Raw genomic sequence first — 16,828 nt, forward strand, 5'->3', positions numbered from 1 at the left:
ACGATAGCGGTGATGGGGTTCTGGGCAGCGTCAGGTGCCTCATGGCTTGGCGCAAGTCGCGTCATGCCGGCCTGGTATTCCAGCATGGAATTAATAACATAAATAACATGAATTGATTTTATGTGTAGGGCGCCCTAGTCTCGGTGCCATGGCAACGACGCCTGAGATGCCAGCGGCGTCCGGCGCGGCACGATCAATCAGAGGGCGAACTCAGCCCCGTGGAGGAGAGACATGGCAGGCCAGACGCTTTACGACAAGCTGTGGTCACAGCACCTGGTGAAGGAGCGCGATGACGGCACTGCGCTGATCTACATCGACCGCCAGCTGCTGCACGAAGTGACCTCGCCGCAGGCCTTCGAGGGACTGCGCCTGGCCAAACGTCAGCCGTGGCGTCTGGATGCCAACCTCGCCACCCCCGATCACAATGTGCCGACCACGGTTGTCGAGCGCGCCGAGGGCAATGCCGGCATCAAGGATCCAGTATCGCTGATCCAGGTGCAGACCCTGGATGACAACTGCGAGGCCTTCGGTATCGAGGAGTTTCGCATCAACGACGCCCGCCAGGGCATCGTGCACGTGGTTGGCCCGGAGCAGGGCGCGACCCTGCCGGGCATGACGGTGGTCTGCGGTGATTCTCATACCGCCACCCACGGCGCCTTCGCGGCGCTGGCTCATGGTATCGGCACCTCAGAGGTCGAGCACGTGCTGGCCACCCAGTGCCTGCTGGCGCAGAAGATGAAAAACATGCAGGTGCGGGTCGAGGGCTCGCTCGGCACCGGCGTCACCGCCAAGGACGTGGTGCTGGCGATCATCGGGCGCATCGGCACTGCCGGCGGCACCGGCTATGCCATCGAGTTTGCCGGCAGCGCGATCCGCGAGCTGTCCATGGAAGGCCGCATGACGGTCTGTAACATGGCCATCGAGGCGGGTGCCCGGGTCGGTCTGATCGGCGTCGATGACACCACCATCGACTATCTGCGCGAGCGCCCCTTCGCGCCTCAGGGCGAGCAGTGGGAGGCCGCCGTGGCTGACTGGCGAAGCCTGGTCTCCGATGACGATGCCGCCTTCGACAAGGTGGTGACGCTCAAGGCCGAGGACATCGAGCCGCAGGTCAGCTGGGGCACCAGCCCCGAGATGGTCACCGGCATTTCCGGCGAGGTGCCCGACCCCGCCGAGGCGACCGACGATACCGTCAAGGGCAGTCATGCCCGGGCGCTCGAGTACATGGGGCTTTCGGCCAAGCAGAAGATCACCGATATTCGCCTCGACAAGGTGTTCATCGGTTCCTGCACCAACTCGCGCATCGAGGACCTGCGCGCGGCGGCCAAGGTCGCCCGTGGCCGCAAGGTCGCCGATTCCATCATGCTCGCCATGGTGGTGCCGGGCTCCGGGCTGGTGAAGCGCCAGGCCGAGGACGAGGGGCTCGACAAGATCTTCACCGAGGCGGGCTTCGAGTGGCGCGAGCCGGGCTGCTCCATGTGTCTGGCCATGAACGCCGACAAGCTCGGCGCCGGCGAGCATTGTGCCTCGACCTCGAACCGTAACTTCGAAGGCCGTCAGGGCTATGGAGGGCGTACCCACCTGGTCAGCCCGGCGATGGCCGCCGCGGCCGCCATCGCCGGCCACTTCGTGGATGTCCGCCAGTTCGATGTGGAAAGCCAGCCCCAGGAGGCCTGAACCATGCACAAGTTTGAACGTCAGCAGGGTCTGGTGGCGCCGATGGATCGCGCCAACGTCGATACCGACCTGATCATCCCCAAGCAGTTCTTGAAGTCGATCAAGCGCACCGGCTTCGGCGTCAACCTCTTCGACGAGCTGCGTTACTTGGACGAGGGCTACCCGGGCCAGGATGTTTCGCAGCGTCCGCTCAACCCGGATTTCGTCCTCAATCAGCCGCGCTATGAAGGCGCCAGTGTGCTGCTGGCCCGGCGCAACTTCGGTTGCGGCAGCTCCCGGGAGCATGCGCCCTGGGCATTGGAGGACTTCGGCTTTCGCGTGGTCATCGCGCCGAGCTTCGCCGACATCTTCTACAACAACGCCTTCAAGAACGGCATCCTGCTGGTGACCCTTGAAGAAGACGTCATCGAGCGGCTGTTCCAGGAGGTCGAGGCCAGTGAAGGCTATCGCCTGGACGTCGATCTCGAGCATCAGCGCATCACCACGCCGGCCGGCGAGATCCTCGAGTTCGAGGTCGATGCCTTCCGCAAGCACTGCCTGCTCAACGGCCTCGACGATATCGGCATCACCCTGCAGGATGAAGACGCCATTCGTGACTTCGAGGCCAGGCACCGGGCCGCGCGTCCCTGGCTGTTCCGCGAGCCTGCGGGCACACCGGCGGCCAAGGCCTGAGGCTGAATCGACCCAACGCCAGACTTCGGCCCGGTGCGCCGGGCCAACCTCCCAGCATCGACGCTGGACACTGAAGAAGAGGGATGCCCTCAAGGGCACACGCGCAGGGAAGCGCCATCTTCTTTTCGTCAGGCGGAGGCGCTTCGCCTGACGTTTCCATCACCGAATGACCGGGTCCGCCATGCGGGCCCTTTTGCCAAGAGAGCCATAGCACATGAGCCGCAAGATTCTCGTTCTGCCGGGTGACGGCATCGGCCCGGAAATCACCCGCGAGGCCGTCAAGGTCCTCAAGGCCTGTCAGGCCGCTGGTCTTGACGTCGACATCGAGGAAGGCCTGGTGGGCGGGGCGGGCTATGACGCCCACGGCGAACCGCTGCCGGCGGTGACCCTGGAGCAGGCCCGCGGCGCGGACGCGATCCTGCTTGGGGCGGTAGGTGGGCCGAAATGGGACAAGCTCGACGACATCAGCAAGCGTCCGGAAAAGGGCCTGCTGGGGCTTCGCAAGGAGCTTTCACTGTTCGGCAACCTGCGTCCCGCGCTTCTGTATCCTCAGCTCGCGGAGGCCTCGAGCCTCAAGCCCGAGGTGGTGTCCGGTCTCGACATCATGATAGTGCGCGAGCTCACCGGCGGCATCTACTTCGGCCAGCCGCGCGGCATCGAGGAGCGCGACGGCCAGCGGGTGGGCTTCAACACCTACGTCTACTCCGAGGCCGAGATCGAGCGCATCGGCCGGGTGGCCTTCGAGATGGCCAGCAAGCGCGGCGGCAAGCTGTGCAGCGTCGACAAGGCCAATGTGCTAGAGGCCACCATGCTGTGGCGCGAGGTCATGGAGCGGCTGGCGCCGGAGTATCCGGACGTCGAACTCTCCCACATGTACGTCGACAACGCTGCCATGCAGCTGGTGCGCGCGCCCAAGCAGTTCGATGTGATCGTCACCGGTAACATGTTCGGCGACATTCTCTCCGACGCCGCCGCCATGCTCACCGGCTCGATCGGCATGCTGCCCTCGGCCTCGCTGAATGCCGATGGCCAGGGCATGTACGAGCCCTGCCACGGCAGTGCGCCGGATATCGCCGGTCAGGGCATCGCCAATCCGCTGGCGACCATTCTTTCGGTGGCGATGATGCTGCGTTACTCGCTCAATGAGGCTGCGCTGGCCGAGCGCATCGAGGCGGCCGTGGGCAAGGTGCTGGATGAGGGGCTGCGCACCGCGGATATCGCCTATCCGGGTACCCGCCAGGTCTCCACCGGCGAGATGGGAGACGCCGTGCTGGCGGCCTTCGAGGCGTCGTGAGTGTCGATGCATTAATCCGTAAGTGTTTGAAATAAAGTTGAAAGCCGGCCCCGTCTGCGCGTCGGGGCCGTGTCGTGTATACTTGTTGGCTAATTCTTTTTTGGAGGACTTCACATGTTGACAGTCGGTTTCGTGGGTTGGCGTGGCATGGTGGGCTCTGTGCTCATGCAGCGCATGCAGGAAGACAATGAGTTCGCCGGCATCGAGCCGGTGTTCTTCACCACTTCCCAGGTCGGTCAGCCCGGGCCCGATGTCGGCGTGGACGTGCCCCCGCTCAAGGATGCCTTCGATCTGGACGCCCTCAAGGCGCTTGACGTGGTGGTCACCTGCCAGGGTGGTGATTACACCGAGAAGGTCTACCAGGACCTGCGCCAGGCCGGCTGGAAGGGCTACTGGATCGACGCCGCCAGCACCCTGCGCATGGCCGATGACGCCACCATCGTGCTCGACCCGGTCAACCGCGACGTCATCGATGAGCAGCTTGCGCGCGGCACCAAGACCTTCGTCGGCGGCAACTGCACGGTCAGCCTGATGCTGATGGGCCTGGGCGGCCTGTTCGAGGCCAACATGATCGAGTGGATGACCTCGATGACCTACCAGGCGGCCTCCGGCTCCGGTGCCAAGCACATGCGCGAGCTGCTCAATCAGATGGGTGGACTGCGTGACAGCGTGGCCAGCGAGCTGGCCGATCCGGCGAGTGCGATCCTCGACATCGACCGTAAGGTCACCGAGACCATGCGCGGTGCGAGCTTCCCCACCGAGAACTTTGGGGCGCCGCTCGCCGGCAGCCTGCTGCCCTGGATCGACAAGCCGATGGAGAACGGCCAGAGCAAGGAAGAGTGGAAGGGTGGCGTCGAGACCAACAAGATTCTCGGTCTGGGCGACAACCCGACTCCCATCGATGGCCTCTGCGTGCGCATCGGTGCCATGCGCTCCCACAGCCAGGCCTTCACCATCAAGCTCAAGCAGGATGTGCCGCTCGACGAGATCGAGGACCGTCTGGCCAAGCACAACGAGTGGGTGCGTGTCATCGCCAACGAGAAGGACGCCACCATCGATGGCCTGACCCCGGCCGCCGCGACCGGCACCCTGAACGTGCCAGTGGGTCGCCTGCGCAAGCTGGCCATGGGCGGTGAGTATCTGTCCGCCTTCTCGGTCGGCGATCAGCTGCTGTGGGGTGCCGCCGAGCCGCTCAAGCGCATGCTGAAGATCCTCCGCGAGCAGTAAGAAGCTTCGCCACGGCCGTTTCCAACGCCTCCCTTCGGGGAGGCGTTTTTTTGTCGGGTCAGAGGTGGGGCCGTGCGAGGTCACGATCTGCGTTCTTCGCCAACGTTGAATGCGTGGCCTGCTTTGTCTTGTCGGCGCCTCCCGGTGAGCGGAAAGTGTGAGTACAATTAACCCATTATTCGATGATTAGGTTGTCGTGACTCATACTGATGTTTGAATATCTTGATGTATGGGTCCGTTGCCCCCGACACCTGCGAGGCCATTGTCGCCATGAACCGCAAGTTTTCTCTGCTCATCCTGATGTCGCTTTCCGCTCTCAGTTCGCCAAGCTGGTCGCTGGGTGTGGGAGACGCGCGAGTGTCCTCGGCGTTGGGGGCACCTCTCGAGGCCACGATTCCGCTGACGGACACCCAGGGCGTATCGGCGAAGGCGCTGACGGCCCGCCTGGCCGATGTCGCGGCATATCGTCGTGCCGGGCTCGAGCGCAGCCTGTGGCTCGAAGGGCTGGAAATGACGGTCATTCCGCAAGTGTCGGGGCTGGCAGTCAAGGTGCGCTCCCGGCATCCGGTGAGTGATCCCTATCTCGATCTGCTGGTGGAGCTCGACGGCCCGAGTGGGCGTCAGCAGCGCCAGGTCACCCTGCTCTTCGATCCTCCGGGGTTTGGCTCGCAGTCGGCCGGCGCCGCGACATCCGGCGCGTACAGCCCTGAGCAACCCCGCCGCCAGGGCACGGTAGCGAGCCTGCCGCCCGCGACTCCCCGAGAAACGCCACGGGAAGGCGGGGAAACATCCTCCCGAGGCGCCGGCTACGTCGATGTCGGCGATACCCTGTGGAGCGTTGCCGAGCGGCTGCGCCCGGGGGCAGGCATCACCATGCCGCAGATGATGATGGCGCTGCTGGGTGCCAACCCGGATGCCTTTTCGGGCGGCAACATCAACCGCCTGAAGGCAGGTCATGTGCTGGAGGTGCCCTCCCGGGAGCAGATTCTGGCGCGCGCACCGCAGGAGGCCAAACAGCAGATGCAGGCGCATAATCGTGCCTTTTCCCGAGGTGAGCCGCTGCCCATGATGGCGTCCCCTTCGACGCCCGCACCGACCGGTGTGAATGCGCCCGACGGCTCGACGGATGCCGCCGCTGAGGTGGCCTCGGGCAGTCCTGATGGTCAGGAGCCGACGGTCGCCGACGCCGATGTCGCTTCCGAATCCACGGCTCGGCTCGAGGCCGATACGGCCTCTGACGAGGCGGCCGATCAGCCGCGCCTGACCCTGCTGACCGATGCCGAGGTTCAGGCCGAGGCGGTGGACACGGTGTCCAGCGAGCAGAGTGATCGTCTCGATCGCATGGAAGAGCGGCTCGAACAGAGTCAGCAATCGTTGGCGGCCATGCGTGCCGAACGCGAGGAGAACAGCGCCGAACTGGCCTCGCTGCGCGAGGAGGTCGCTCGCCTACGCGATTCCTTGTCGAGTATGGCGGCGAAATTGGCGTCATCGGCTGCGCAGGCAGAAGCGTCGTGGGCGGGATCCGGCTTCGTCGATCGTTATCTGATGCCCCTGTGGGCCACGCTCAGTCAGGCGGGTCGCACCCTGTCGGGGCAGCTGGCTGCTGGTGGTCTGGCCGTCTTGCTGGCGCTGTGGCTGCTGGTGCGTCGCCGTCGAACGTCAAACCCTGCCAGGGATGAGGCGTCCGGCGCTGGCCTAGTCGAGGGCGAGGACGCGGCAGCAACGACCCTTCAGGGCGATGACAAGCCGGCGCATGGCGCATCGAAGCAGGGCGAGGCGCTGATGCCTCAAGCCGAGTCCGTCAGTGAGGCCGACATCTTCATGGCCTACGGACGTTACGAGCAGGCTCAGGCCATGATCGAGGAGGGCCTCGCAGCCGAGCCCGAGCGCTATGACCTGCGACTCAAGCTGGTCAAGGCGCTGGTGGAACAAGGAAAGTGGCAGTCGGTGCATGCCGAGGCCGAACGCCTGGCGGCAGATGACGATCCGGCGCGTCAGTCGGAGTTGGTGCGCTTGCTGGCCCGTGAACCCCGGGCGCCGTCGGATGGGGCAGGGCGCGTGGCGGAGATCGATGCCGATCAGCGGGAAACGACACCTGATACCACAGCCTCCAATGAACCTGGTGAAGAAGAGAGCCGAGCCTTCATCGATTCCGGTATCTCGCTGGCACCCGTGGAGTCGGCATCGGCCTTGCGTCCTCCCATCGAGCGTGAGCCGATGGCCTTCGATGATAAGCCCCAGCCTGCTCGCCCCTCCTGGCAGGAGGGCGAGGACGTGACCCCGGAAGAGATTGGCGAAGCGTTGCACAAGGCTTCGGTCGCCGCGCCGGAGGAGCAGGATGCCGAGCGAGACGTGCCACTGGAGATGGGCGCTGCGGCGTCTGCCGAAGAGGGTGATGCCGAAAGGGAGCGAGAGGCCGTCGAGAGCCGGTCGGCCGATTACGATGCGACGACACCGGTCCCCGGCGATGGCGAGGCGTCGCCCGAGAGCGGGAGCAATGTGATCGATTACCGTCCGCCGCCCCTGGAGCTGGAGACGGACACGCCCGAAGAAACGCCCATGCAGCCCAGCGTGGAGTTCGCATCGGAGGGGGGGCAGTCAGAAGAGTCGTCCGCCTTGGGGGAAGAGGCGGACAGCGATCTGGCCCAGCTGCTGCGAGGAGAGGGTCGAGGCTCTCGTATGGACGCCTTCGGTGCCGGCGATGAAGACTGGGAGATCGAGGAGGTAGCTTTCGAGCCGCTGCATCTGGATAATGAGCGACCTGCCGATTCCCCGTCGGAGTCTCGGGCACTGGTCGGTCAGGCCGAAGCGCGCCTCGAACAAGGTGATCATGCCCAGGCACGCGACCTGCTGGACCGGGCTCTGGAAGAAGGGGATGGCGATATCCGCGAGCAGGCCAAGCGCATGATCGCCCAGCACAACCTATGATGAGCCGATGCCCCTTTTCGAGTCCCTTGATGACAAGCATCCCCTTGCTGGCCGCCTGGCCATGGGGGTCGAGTATGACGGCAGCCACTACTGTGGTTGGCAACGCCTGAAGCAGGCCCCCTCGGTGCAGGGGGCGCTCGAGAAGGCCATGGCCCGCGTGGCCAATACGCCGATTACCGTGCACTGCAGCGGGCGCACCGACAGCGGCGTGCATGCCACCCGTCAGGTCGTTCATTTCGATGCCCCGGTCCCGCGCTCCCAGAAGGCCTGGGTGTTCGGGACCAATGCCAACTTGCCGCGAGATATCGCCGTGCGCTGGATTGCCCCGGTGCCGGATGACTTTCATGCCCGCTTCCTGGCGCTGGCCAGGCGCTACCGCTACGTCATTCTCAATCAGCCCAGTCGGCCGGTGCTGGAGCGCGCCAATGCCACCTGGTGCCGCGACCCCCTGGATGTGCCGGCCATGCACGATGCCGCTCAGGCTCTGGTGGGCGAGCACGACTTCTCCAGCTTCCGCGCCGCCGGCTGTCAGTCCAAGACTACCCAGCGCCACCTGCACTTCATCGAGGTGCATCGCCACGGCCCGCTGGTGGTGGTCGATGTCCAGGCCAATGCCTTCCTGCACCACATGATTCGCAATATTGTCGGTGCGCTGATCACGGTGGGGCGCGGCGAGCAGGGGCGGGATTACCCGGCCCGGCTGCTGGCCCTGAAGGATCGCCGTCAGGGAAGCCCCACGGCACCGGGATGTGGGCTGCACTTCGTCGATTCGGTCTACGATGACGTCTACGACCTGCCCCGCGAGCCGTTGGGGCCGAATCTCTTGGCCTTCCTCGGCGAGTGGACCGGCGAGCGTGAGTTGCCGGACTGCCCGCTGGTGGATTTTCGTCGCACCCGCCCGACCCAGGCCTCGGTGCCGCCGGGCTACATCGAGGCGGGCAGGCCGGCATGAGGGAGTCGCGTGCCATGCAAGTCGATCCGAAAACGAATCCCGTCATCCGACGCACGCGGGTGAAGATCTGTGGTCTGACTCGAGAGGAAGATGTCGATGCGGCCGTGGCCGCCGGCGCCGATGCGCTGGGCTTCGTGCTGTGGCCGGGGAGCAAGCGGGCCATCGACCTTGCGCGACTGGCCGAGCTGAGTGCTCGGGTGCCCGCCTTCGTGACCCGGGTCGGTCTGGTCGTCGATCAGGACCCTAAGCTGATCGAGGCGGCCTGCGAACACCTGGATCTGTTGCAGTTCCACGGCAACGAGGCCCCCGAGGCGTGCGGGCGCTTTTCCAGACCCTACATCAAGGCGCTGCGCATGCGTGACAGGATCGACCTGCAGGCGTCGGCGAGTGCCTATGGTCAGGCACGAGCGCTGCTGCTGGATGCCTACAAACCCGGGGTTCCCGGCGGTACCGGGGAGACCTTCGACTGGTCCCGTATCCCCGCAAGCCTGGCAAAACCTGTTATTCTGGCGGGAGGTCTGCACGCGATGAATGTCCAGCAGGCCGTGCGTGCGGTGCACCCCTTTGCCGTCGATGTGTCAGGTGGTGTCGAGTCGACACCCGGCATCAAGGCGGCCGACAAGATCGACGATTTCCTGCGTCAAGTCCTTACGACCTACCCATCCAAGTTCCAGTGACCCTGTGAGGTGTCTTTCGTGACCAAGTTCAGCGACCTGACCCGCATGCCGGATGCACGAGGCCATTTCGGCGCCTACGGCGGCCGGTTCGTCTCGGAAACGTTGAGCTTCGCCCTGGAGGAGTTGGAGAAGACCTACGAGGCTCTTCGCGACGATCCCGATTTCCAGGCCGAATTCGACCATGATCTGGCCCACTACGTGGGCCGGCCTTCTCCGCTGTACCATGCTAAGCGCTGGTCGCGGGAACTGGGGGGCGCGCAGATCTGGCTGAAGCGAGAGGACCTGAACCACACTGGCGCCCACAAGGTGAACAACACCATCGGTCAGGCGCTGCTGGCCAAGAAGAGCGGCAAGCCGCGAGTCATCGCCGAGACCGGCGCCGGCCAGCACGGCGTGGCCACGGCCACCGTGGCGGCTCGCCTGGGCCTCGAGTGCGCGATCTACATGGGGGCCGAGGACGTCCAGCGTCAGAAGCTCAACGTCTATCGCATGCAGTTGCTGGGCGCCACCGTGATCCCGGTCGAGTCCGGCTCGCGTACCCTCAAGGATGCCATGAACGAGGCGCTGCGCGACTGGGTCACTAACGTCGACAACACCTTCTACATCATCGGCACCGTGGCCGGTCCGCACCCCTATCCGATGCTGGTGCGCGACTTTAACGCGGTGGCCGGCCGCGAGGCCCGTGACCAGTCCCTCACGCAGATTGGTCGCCTGCCGGATGCGCTGGTGGCCTGTGTCGGCGGTGGCTCCAACGCCCTGGGCCTGTTCTATCCCTTCGTCGAGGATGACGAGGTGGCCATGTACGGTGTCGAGGCCGGCGGTGACGGCGTCGAGACCGGTCGCCATGCGGCACCGCTGACCGGCAATGCCCCTCGTGGTGTGCTGCACGGCAATCGCACCTATCTGATGTCCGACGAGGGCGGCCAGGTGTCCGATACTCACTCCATCTCGGCGGGTCTCGACTACCCGGGCGTGGGGCCCGAGCATGCGCTGTGGAAGGATGTGGGCCGCGTCAACTACGTGGCGGCCAACGACAAGGAGGTGCTCGAGGCGTTCCGCGAGCTCACCCATGTCGAGGGCATCATGCCGGCCCTCGAGTCGGCCCATGCGCTGGCCTATGCCAAGGTGCTGGCGCCGACCATGCGGCCCGACCAGCACATCGTCGTCAATCTCTCGGGGCGCGGCGACAAGGACATCCTCACCGTCGCCAAGCTCGACGGTATCGAGATCTAATCGTGGACCGCGACCAGGACAAGGGTATGAACCGAATCGATCAACGCTTCGCCACGCTCAAGGCGCAGGGCCGCACGGCCCTGATCCCCTACCTCACCGCTGGTGATCCCGCGCCGCAGTATACCGTGGGCTTCATGCATGCGCTGGTCGAGGCCGGGGCGGACATCATCGAGCTTGGGGTGCCGTTCTCCGACCCCATGGCCGATGGCCCGGTGATCCAGAAGGCCTGCGAGCGGGCGCTCAAGCATGGCACCCGTCTCGCCCACCTGTTCGACATGGTGCGCGAGTTCCGCAGCCGGGACACCGAGACGCCGGTGGTGCTGATGGGCTACCTGAACCCCATCGAGCGCATGGGCTACGAGGCCTTCGCCGATCAGGCCCGGGATGCCGGCGTCGATGGCGTGCTGACCGTCGACATGCCGCCCGAGGAAGCCGACGAGTTCGGCCCCGTGCTCAAGGCGCGTGGCCTGCAGTCGATCTTCCTGGTGGCCCCTACCACCTCGGCTGCCCGGGCCGGTACAATCAGCGCCCACGGCGAGGGCTACCTGTACTATGTCTCCCTCAAGGGCGTGACCGGTGCCGCGACCCTGGACGTCGAGGACATCGATGCGCACCTGGCGCCGCTGCGCAAGCTCTCCGATCTGCCGCTGTGCGTCGGTTTCGGCATTCGCGACGGTGCCACGGCGGCGGCCGTGGGCAAGGTGGCCGAGGGTGTCATCGTCGGCAGCGTGCTGGTGGGCCAGATCGCCGCCTGCGCCGACGAGCCGGCGGCCATCGCGCCGCGCCTCAAGGATATTCTGGGCGAGATGCGTCAGGCCCTGGACGCCTGACCCCGAGGCGCGCCTGGCGCGCAGCGTACTTTGAATCAATACAGGCCCGGTCGCGCCGGGCCCCGCATGATGGAAACCTTCTGATATGAGCTGGCTAGACAAGATCGTGCCCTCCATGGGACGCATTCAGCGCAAGGACCGTCGCTCCAGCGTGCCCGACGGCCTGTGGCGCAAGTGCCCCAAGTGCGAGGGGGTGTTGTATCTCCCCGAGCTGGAAAAGCACCAGAGCGTCTGTCCCAAGTGCGACCATCATCTGCGCTTGACCGCACGCAAGCGTCTGGACTGGTTCCTCGATCAGGAGGGCCGCGAAGAGATCCAGGCCGACCTCCAGCCGGTGGACCGCCTCAAGTTCCGTGACTCGAAGAAGTACAAGGATCGCCTTAACGCCGCGCAGAAGAACACCGGCGAGAACGATGCCCTGATCGCCATGCGGGGCGAGCTGGATGGCGTGCCGCTGGTCGCCGTGGCCTTCGAGTTCAGCTTCATGGGCGGCTCGATGGGGGCCGTGGTGGGCGAGAAGTTCGTGCAGGCCGCGACGCGCTCCCTCGAGGAGGGCATTCCGCTGGTGTGCTTCGCCGCCTCCGGTGGCGCCCGCATGCAGGAGGCTCTGTTCTCGCTGATGCAGATGGCCAAGACCTCAGCGGCACTCGAGAAGCTCAAGCAGGCGGGCATTCCGTATATCTCGGTGCTCACCGACCCGGTCTACGGCGGTGTCTCGGCCTCGCTTGCGATGCTTGGCGATCTCAATGTCGCTGAGCCCAATGCTCTGATCGGCTTCGCCGGCCCGCGGGTCATCGAGCAGACGGTCCGCGAGAAGCTGCCGGAAGGCTTCCAGCGCAGCGAGTTCCTGCTCGAGCATGGCACCGTCGACATGATCGTGCATCGCCAGGAAATGCGTGATCGACTGGGCGGTGTGCTGCGCAAGCTGACGCACCAGCCGGCCTCCGGCCAGCCGGAAAACGAGGAGCCGGATCTGGTCGACGAGGCCCAAGGCCTGGCCGAACCTGAGACCGACGACGTTAACCGCGAGGCCTGACACCCACCGTCATGAGCTCAGTCCAACCGCCATCTCCGCGGGTCACCGATAGCCAGCCCTCGACCCTCGAGGGCTGGCTCGAGCGCCTCGAGCAGCAGCATCCGGTCAGCATCGACCTTGGCCTCGAACGAGTGGCCAGGGTCGCATCACGCCTGGGGCTCGGCCCCGGAGGGGAAGAAGGTCAGCTGGCTGGCCGGGTCATTACCGTCGCCGGCACCAATGGCAAGGGCTCCACGGTGGCCATGCTCGAGGCCCTGGCACTCGCCCACGGGCTTAAGACCGCCACCTATACCTCGCCGCATCTGCTGCGCTACAACGAGCGCCTGCGCTTCGACGGCGAGGAGTCAAGCGACGCGACCCTGATCGAAGGCTTTGCCCGCGTCGAGGCGGCTCGTCTCGAGGGGGAGCCGGTCAGCCTGACCTACTTCGAGGCCGGCACCCTGGCCGGGCTCTGGGCCATCGCCCGGCACCGCCCGGATATCGCCATCCTCGAGGTGGGGCTGGGTGGGCGGCTGGATGCCGTCAACGTCATCGACGCCGATGTGGGGGTCGTGACCACCGTTGCACAGGATCATGCCGCCTTCCTGGGCACCGACCTCGAGGGGATCGGCCGCGAGAAGGCCGGCATCCTGCGTGCCGGACGCCCAGCGGTGCTGGGCAGCGCGGCATTGCCGGCAAGCGTGCATGAGGTGGCTACCAGCCTGGGCGCGCAGGTGCACTGCCTGACGAGTGAGTTCTCGAGAAGGGCCGACGCAGAGGGGTGGACCTGGCAGGGACACGACGCCCAGGGCGGACGACTCACGCTGGCGGCGCTGCCCGATCCCGACCTGCCGTTGGATAACGCGGCCACCGCCCTGCAGGCGCTGGCGCTGGCCGGCGTGAGCCTCGATGCCGTCGCCTGTCGTCGGGCGCTCGCGGAGGTGGTGTTGGCCGGACGCATGCAGTGGCGAGGCAACTGGTGCCTGGACGTGGGGCACAATCCCCATGCCGCCGCCTATCTCGCCGAACGCCTCTCGCGCCGCTACTGCACGGGGCGGCGTATCGCGCTGTTGGGTATGCTCGGTGACAAGGATGCCGACGGCGTGGTGTCGGCCCTGGCCGATGTCATCGACGCCTGGGTGCCAGCGACGCTCGGCGGCGAGCGGGCGCGCCCCGCCGCCGCGCTCGCCGAGCTGATCCGTGACCGTGACGGCGAGGTGTTGACCCTCGCCGAGTCTCCGGCCGCCGGGGCGGCCTGGCTCGAGGCGTACCTGAACGACGACGATCAGGTGCTGGTATGTGGATCCTTCTTCACCGTGGCGGAGGTGCTGGCGCGCTGGGAAACCGCGGAGCCTGCATCCTCGACTTTGTCGCGGCAGCCAAGGGGTCGCCAAGGTGGCGAGCCAGGGAGGGACGAATGAAGTACGGAATGCGTGAACGTCTCAGCGGGGCCGTCATCCTGGTGGCCCTGGCGGTGATCTTTCTGCCGATGCTCTTCGATGACCCGGTGCCCCGTGAGGAACGCCCCCAGCCGATGCTGAGCATCGAGGCGCCGCTGGAGGTCGATCGGGTGGAGGTCGACGACCCCCAACCGCCTGCCGGGCTCGACGACCGTGTCGATGGCAGCCTTGATAGCAGTTCCGATGAGAGTTCCGGTGAACGCATCGGAGCGGCCTCGAACGACGCCACAGGTCAGGTGGATGACGCCGGTGCATCGGAAGCCGGCGTCCCGGATGCTGACGAGCCCTCCGAGCCCCAAGTCGTCTCGCAGCAGCCTTCCGCCGCACCGAACGAACCCGAGGTGACCTCGAACGCGCCGGAGGGCAGTGACGGGGGCGAGCAGGGCGAGACAGCCGTCGACCCCATCGCGGAGCTGGCGCGGGCCGCCGAGGCCAAGCGAGCCGCCGCCGGTGAATGGTCCGTGCAGGCCGGCAGCTTCGGTGAACCGGGCAACGCCGAGCGCCTCGAGCAGCAGCTCGAGGCCAAGGGATTCAACGCCTATCGTCGGCCCCGCGGCAATGACCTGACCGCCGTCTACGTCGGCCCCTTCGCCAGTGCCGAGGAAGGCGAGCGCGCCCGCAGCGAGCTCAAGGCCAAGGCCAATCTCCAGGGGCTGGTGGTGAGGATGTCGCCATGACTCTGACCTGGGTCGACTGGATCTATCTGGGCGTGCTGGCCATCACCATGTTGGCCGGTTTCATGCGCGGCCTGGTGCAGGAAGGCCTGGGGCTCGTCACCTGGGTGATGGCCCTGGTGGCGGCGCGCTTCTTCGCCGAGCCGGTGGCGGACCTGCTGGCCGGTCTGATTGACAGTCCCGACGGACGTCTGGTGCTGGCCTTCGTGCTGGTGACCTTCGTGGTCATCATGCTCGGCGGCATCGTCATCCGCCTGCTGCATGCGGCCGTGGAATGGGTCGGCATGGGCTTCTTCAACCGGGTCGCCGGCGCCGTCTTCGGCATCCTCAAGGGCGGGGTGATCCTGGTGCTGGCGACGCTGCTGATCGGCTTCACGCCTCTCGAGCAGCTCGAGGCCTGGCAGGAGGCCAGGGTGCGCCCCACCTTCGAGCGCCTCGAGGCCTGGACCCTCGACCGCGTCGCCGCCTGGGAGCGCCAGGATCCGGCGCGTGCCGAACAACTGCGCGAGTTTTCCCTGCCCGACATCCTGGGGCAGGACGCCCCGGCGGGCGACGAGCCCCGCGCGCGCGAGGACGGCGCGCGCTAAACCGATTATTCATGGCGTCGGCCAGGTCGGCGCCGAAGCACCATTGCAAGCGAGGTAAGCCGGAATGTGCGGTATCGTAGGCCTAATGGCCAATCAGGCGGTGAACCAGGCGTTGTACGACGCCCTGACGGTCCTTCAGCATCGCGGACAGGACGCCGCCGGGATGATGACCTGGCACGAGGGGCGCTTCCTGCTGCGCAAGAGCAATGGCCTGGTGCGGGACGTCTTCCACACCCGCCATATGCGTCGCCTCAAGGGTAACCTGGGCATCGGCCATGTGCGCTATCCGACCGCCGGGTCCTCCAGCGAGGCCGAATCCCAGCCGTTCTACGTCAACTCGCCCTACGGCATCTCGCTTGCCCATAACGGCAACCTGACCAACTCCGACCAGCTCAAGCAGGAGCTGTTCTCCAGCGATCTGCGTCACATCAACACCAGCTCCGATTCCGAGGTGCTGCTCAACGTCTTCGCCCATGAGCTTGGCAAGCAGGGCCTGAGCATGCGCCCGGAGGACATCTTCGATGCCGTGCGCCGGGTGCATCGTCGCTGCAGCGGTGGCTATGCGGCCGTAGCCATCATCAATGGCTATGGCATGGTGGCCTTCCGCGACCCCCACGGCATTCGCCCGGTGGTCTTCGGCACCCGTCAGGAAGAAGGACGCCAGGAGGTGATGATCGCCTCGGAATCGGTGGCGCTGGATGTCGGCGGCTTCGAACTGCATCGCGATCTGGCGCCGGGGGAGGCCATCTTCGTCGACCTCGACGGCAACATCCATACCCAGGTCTGTGCCGACAAGCCGCGTCTCGCGCCCTGCATTTTCGAGCATGTCTATCTGGCGCGTCCGGATTCTCTCCTCGACGGAGCCTATGTCTACGGCACCCGCATGCAGATGGGCCGCAAGCTCGGCGATCGCATCCGCAACGAATGGCCGGACTACGACATCGACGTGGTGATCCCGATTCCCGATACCTCGCGGACCTCGGCGCTGGAGCTCGCCCAGCACCTGGGGGTGACCTACCGCGAAGGCTTCATGAAGAACCGCTACATCGGCCGCACCTTCATCATGCCGGGGCAGACCCTGCGCAAGAAATCGGTGCGCCAGAAGCTCAACGCCATCGATATCGAGTTCAAGGGCAAGAACGTGTTGCTGGTGGATGACTCCATCGTACGCGGTACCACCTGCAACGAGATCATCCAGATGGCCCGAGAGGCCGGGGCCAACAAGGTCTATTTCGCCTCCGCCGCGCCGCCCGTGCGCTTTCCGAACGTCTACGGCATCGACATGCCGTCGGCCGAGGAGCTGATCGCCCATGACCGTACCGAGGCCGAGGTGGGCGAGCTGATCGGCGCCGACCGGATGTTCTATCAGGATCTCGAGGACCTGAAGACCGCCTGCCGCGAGGTCAACCCGGCGCTGGAGGACTTCGACTGCTCGGTCTTCGATGGTCGCTATATCACCGGTGATATCGACGAGACCTATCTGAACAACCTGGAAGCCTCGCGCAACGATGCGGCCAAGGATCACAGCGCAGGGGATCATGCGCTGGTGGGCATGCACAATCAGGACGATGACCAGGACGACTAATCGGTGCGATGGGAGCT

14 protein-coding genes are annotated in these 16,828 nt (G+C 65.8%); all 14 read left to right on the forward strand.

What is annotated here, in order from left to right:
• Positions 1-231 precede the first annotated feature (231 nt).
• The 14 genes from leuC to purF all read left to right on the forward strand — a co-directional run bounded on the left by leuC (position 232) and on the right by purF (position 16,811).
• Complete coding sequence (gene leuC, locus IEJ03_RS05750; protein WP_192036714.1) at positions 232-1,677, forward strand: 3-isopropylmalate dehydratase large subunit; 1,446 nt, start codon at positions 232-234, stop codon at positions 1,675-1,677.
• A gap of 3 nt (positions 1,678-1,680) precedes the next feature.
• A complete protein-coding gene (leuD, locus tag IEJ03_RS05755; protein ID WP_192036715.1) occupies positions 1,681-2,349 on the forward strand; it encodes a 3-isopropylmalate dehydratase small subunit in 669 nt (222 codons plus the stop codon).
• Positions 2,350-2,563: 214 nt separating this feature from the next.
• The gene (gene leuB, locus IEJ03_RS05760) at positions 2,564-3,643 is read left to right on the forward strand and encodes a 3-isopropylmalate dehydrogenase (protein ID WP_192036716.1); all 1,080 of its coding nucleotides are present in this window, start codon (positions 2,564-2,566) and stop codon (positions 3,641-3,643) included.
• Between the two features lie 114 nt (positions 3,644-3,757).
• Entirely contained in the window at positions 3,758-4,870 is a 1,113-nt protein-coding gene (asd, locus tag IEJ03_RS05765; protein WP_192036717.1) for an aspartate-semialdehyde dehydrogenase, read from the forward strand.
• A gap of 270 nt (positions 4,871-5,140) precedes the next feature.
• Entirely contained in the window at positions 5,141-7,798 is a 2,658-nt protein-coding gene (locus tag IEJ03_RS05770) for a FimV/HubP family polar landmark protein (protein ID WP_192036718.1), read from the forward strand.
• A gap of 7 nt (positions 7,799-7,805) precedes the next feature.
• Complete coding sequence (gene truA, locus IEJ03_RS05775) at positions 7,806-8,750, forward strand: tRNA pseudouridine(38-40) synthase TruA (protein ID WP_192036719.1); 945 nt, start codon at positions 7,806-7,808, stop codon at positions 8,748-8,750.
• Positions 8,751-8,764: 14 nt separating this feature from the next.
• Positions 8,765-9,427, forward strand: coding sequence for a phosphoribosylanthranilate isomerase (locus IEJ03_RS05780; protein WP_192036720.1), 663 nt, complete (start codon positions 8,765-8,767; stop codon positions 9,425-9,427).
• Positions 9,428-9,472: 45 nt separating this feature from the next.
• A complete protein-coding gene (gene trpB / locus IEJ03_RS05785; RefSeq protein ID WP_242458103.1) occupies positions 9,473-10,660 on the forward strand; it encodes a tryptophan synthase subunit beta in 1,188 nt (395 codons plus the stop codon).
• Between the two features lie 26 nt (positions 10,661-10,686).
• Positions 10,687-11,490 carry a tryptophan synthase subunit alpha gene (trpA, locus tag IEJ03_RS05790; protein ID WP_192036722.1) on the forward strand — a complete coding sequence of 268 codons (804 nt, stop codon included), beginning with the start codon at positions 10,687-10,689 and terminating at the stop codon, positions 11,488-11,490.
• An 85-nt stretch (positions 11,491-11,575) separates the two neighbouring features.
• Entirely contained in the window at positions 11,576-12,526 is a 951-nt protein-coding gene (accD, locus tag IEJ03_RS05795) for an acetyl-CoA carboxylase, carboxyltransferase subunit beta (protein ID WP_192036723.1), read from the forward strand.
• A gap of 11 nt (positions 12,527-12,537) precedes the next feature.
• Positions 12,538-13,926, forward strand: coding sequence for a bifunctional tetrahydrofolate synthase/dihydrofolate synthase (gene folC / locus IEJ03_RS05800; RefSeq protein WP_192036724.1), 1,389 nt, complete (start codon positions 12,538-12,540; stop codon positions 13,924-13,926).
• A gap of 8 nt (positions 13,927-13,934) precedes the next feature.
• On the forward strand, positions 13,935-14,642 hold the full coding sequence (locus IEJ03_RS05805; protein ID WP_242458057.1) for an SPOR domain-containing protein: 708 nt from the start codon (positions 13,935-13,937) through the stop codon (positions 14,640-14,642).
• Positions 14,639-15,226 (forward strand): CvpA family protein, encoded by a 588-nt coding sequence (locus IEJ03_RS05810; protein ID WP_192036726.1) that lies wholly within the window; start codon positions 14,639-14,641, stop codon positions 15,224-15,226. Before IEJ03_RS05805 ends, IEJ03_RS05810 begins: the two co-directional genes overlap by 4 nt.
• A 64-nt stretch (positions 15,227-15,290) precedes the next feature.
• Complete coding sequence (gene purF / locus IEJ03_RS05815; protein ID WP_192036727.1) at positions 15,291-16,811, forward strand: amidophosphoribosyltransferase; 1,521 nt, start codon at positions 15,291-15,293, stop codon at positions 16,809-16,811.
• Positions 16,812-16,828: the final 17 nt, after the last annotated feature.

This window comes from Halomonas sp. YLGW01, assembly GCF_014840935.1.
Taxonomy (GTDB): domain Bacteria; phylum Pseudomonadota; class Gammaproteobacteria; order Pseudomonadales; family Halomonadaceae; genus Onishia.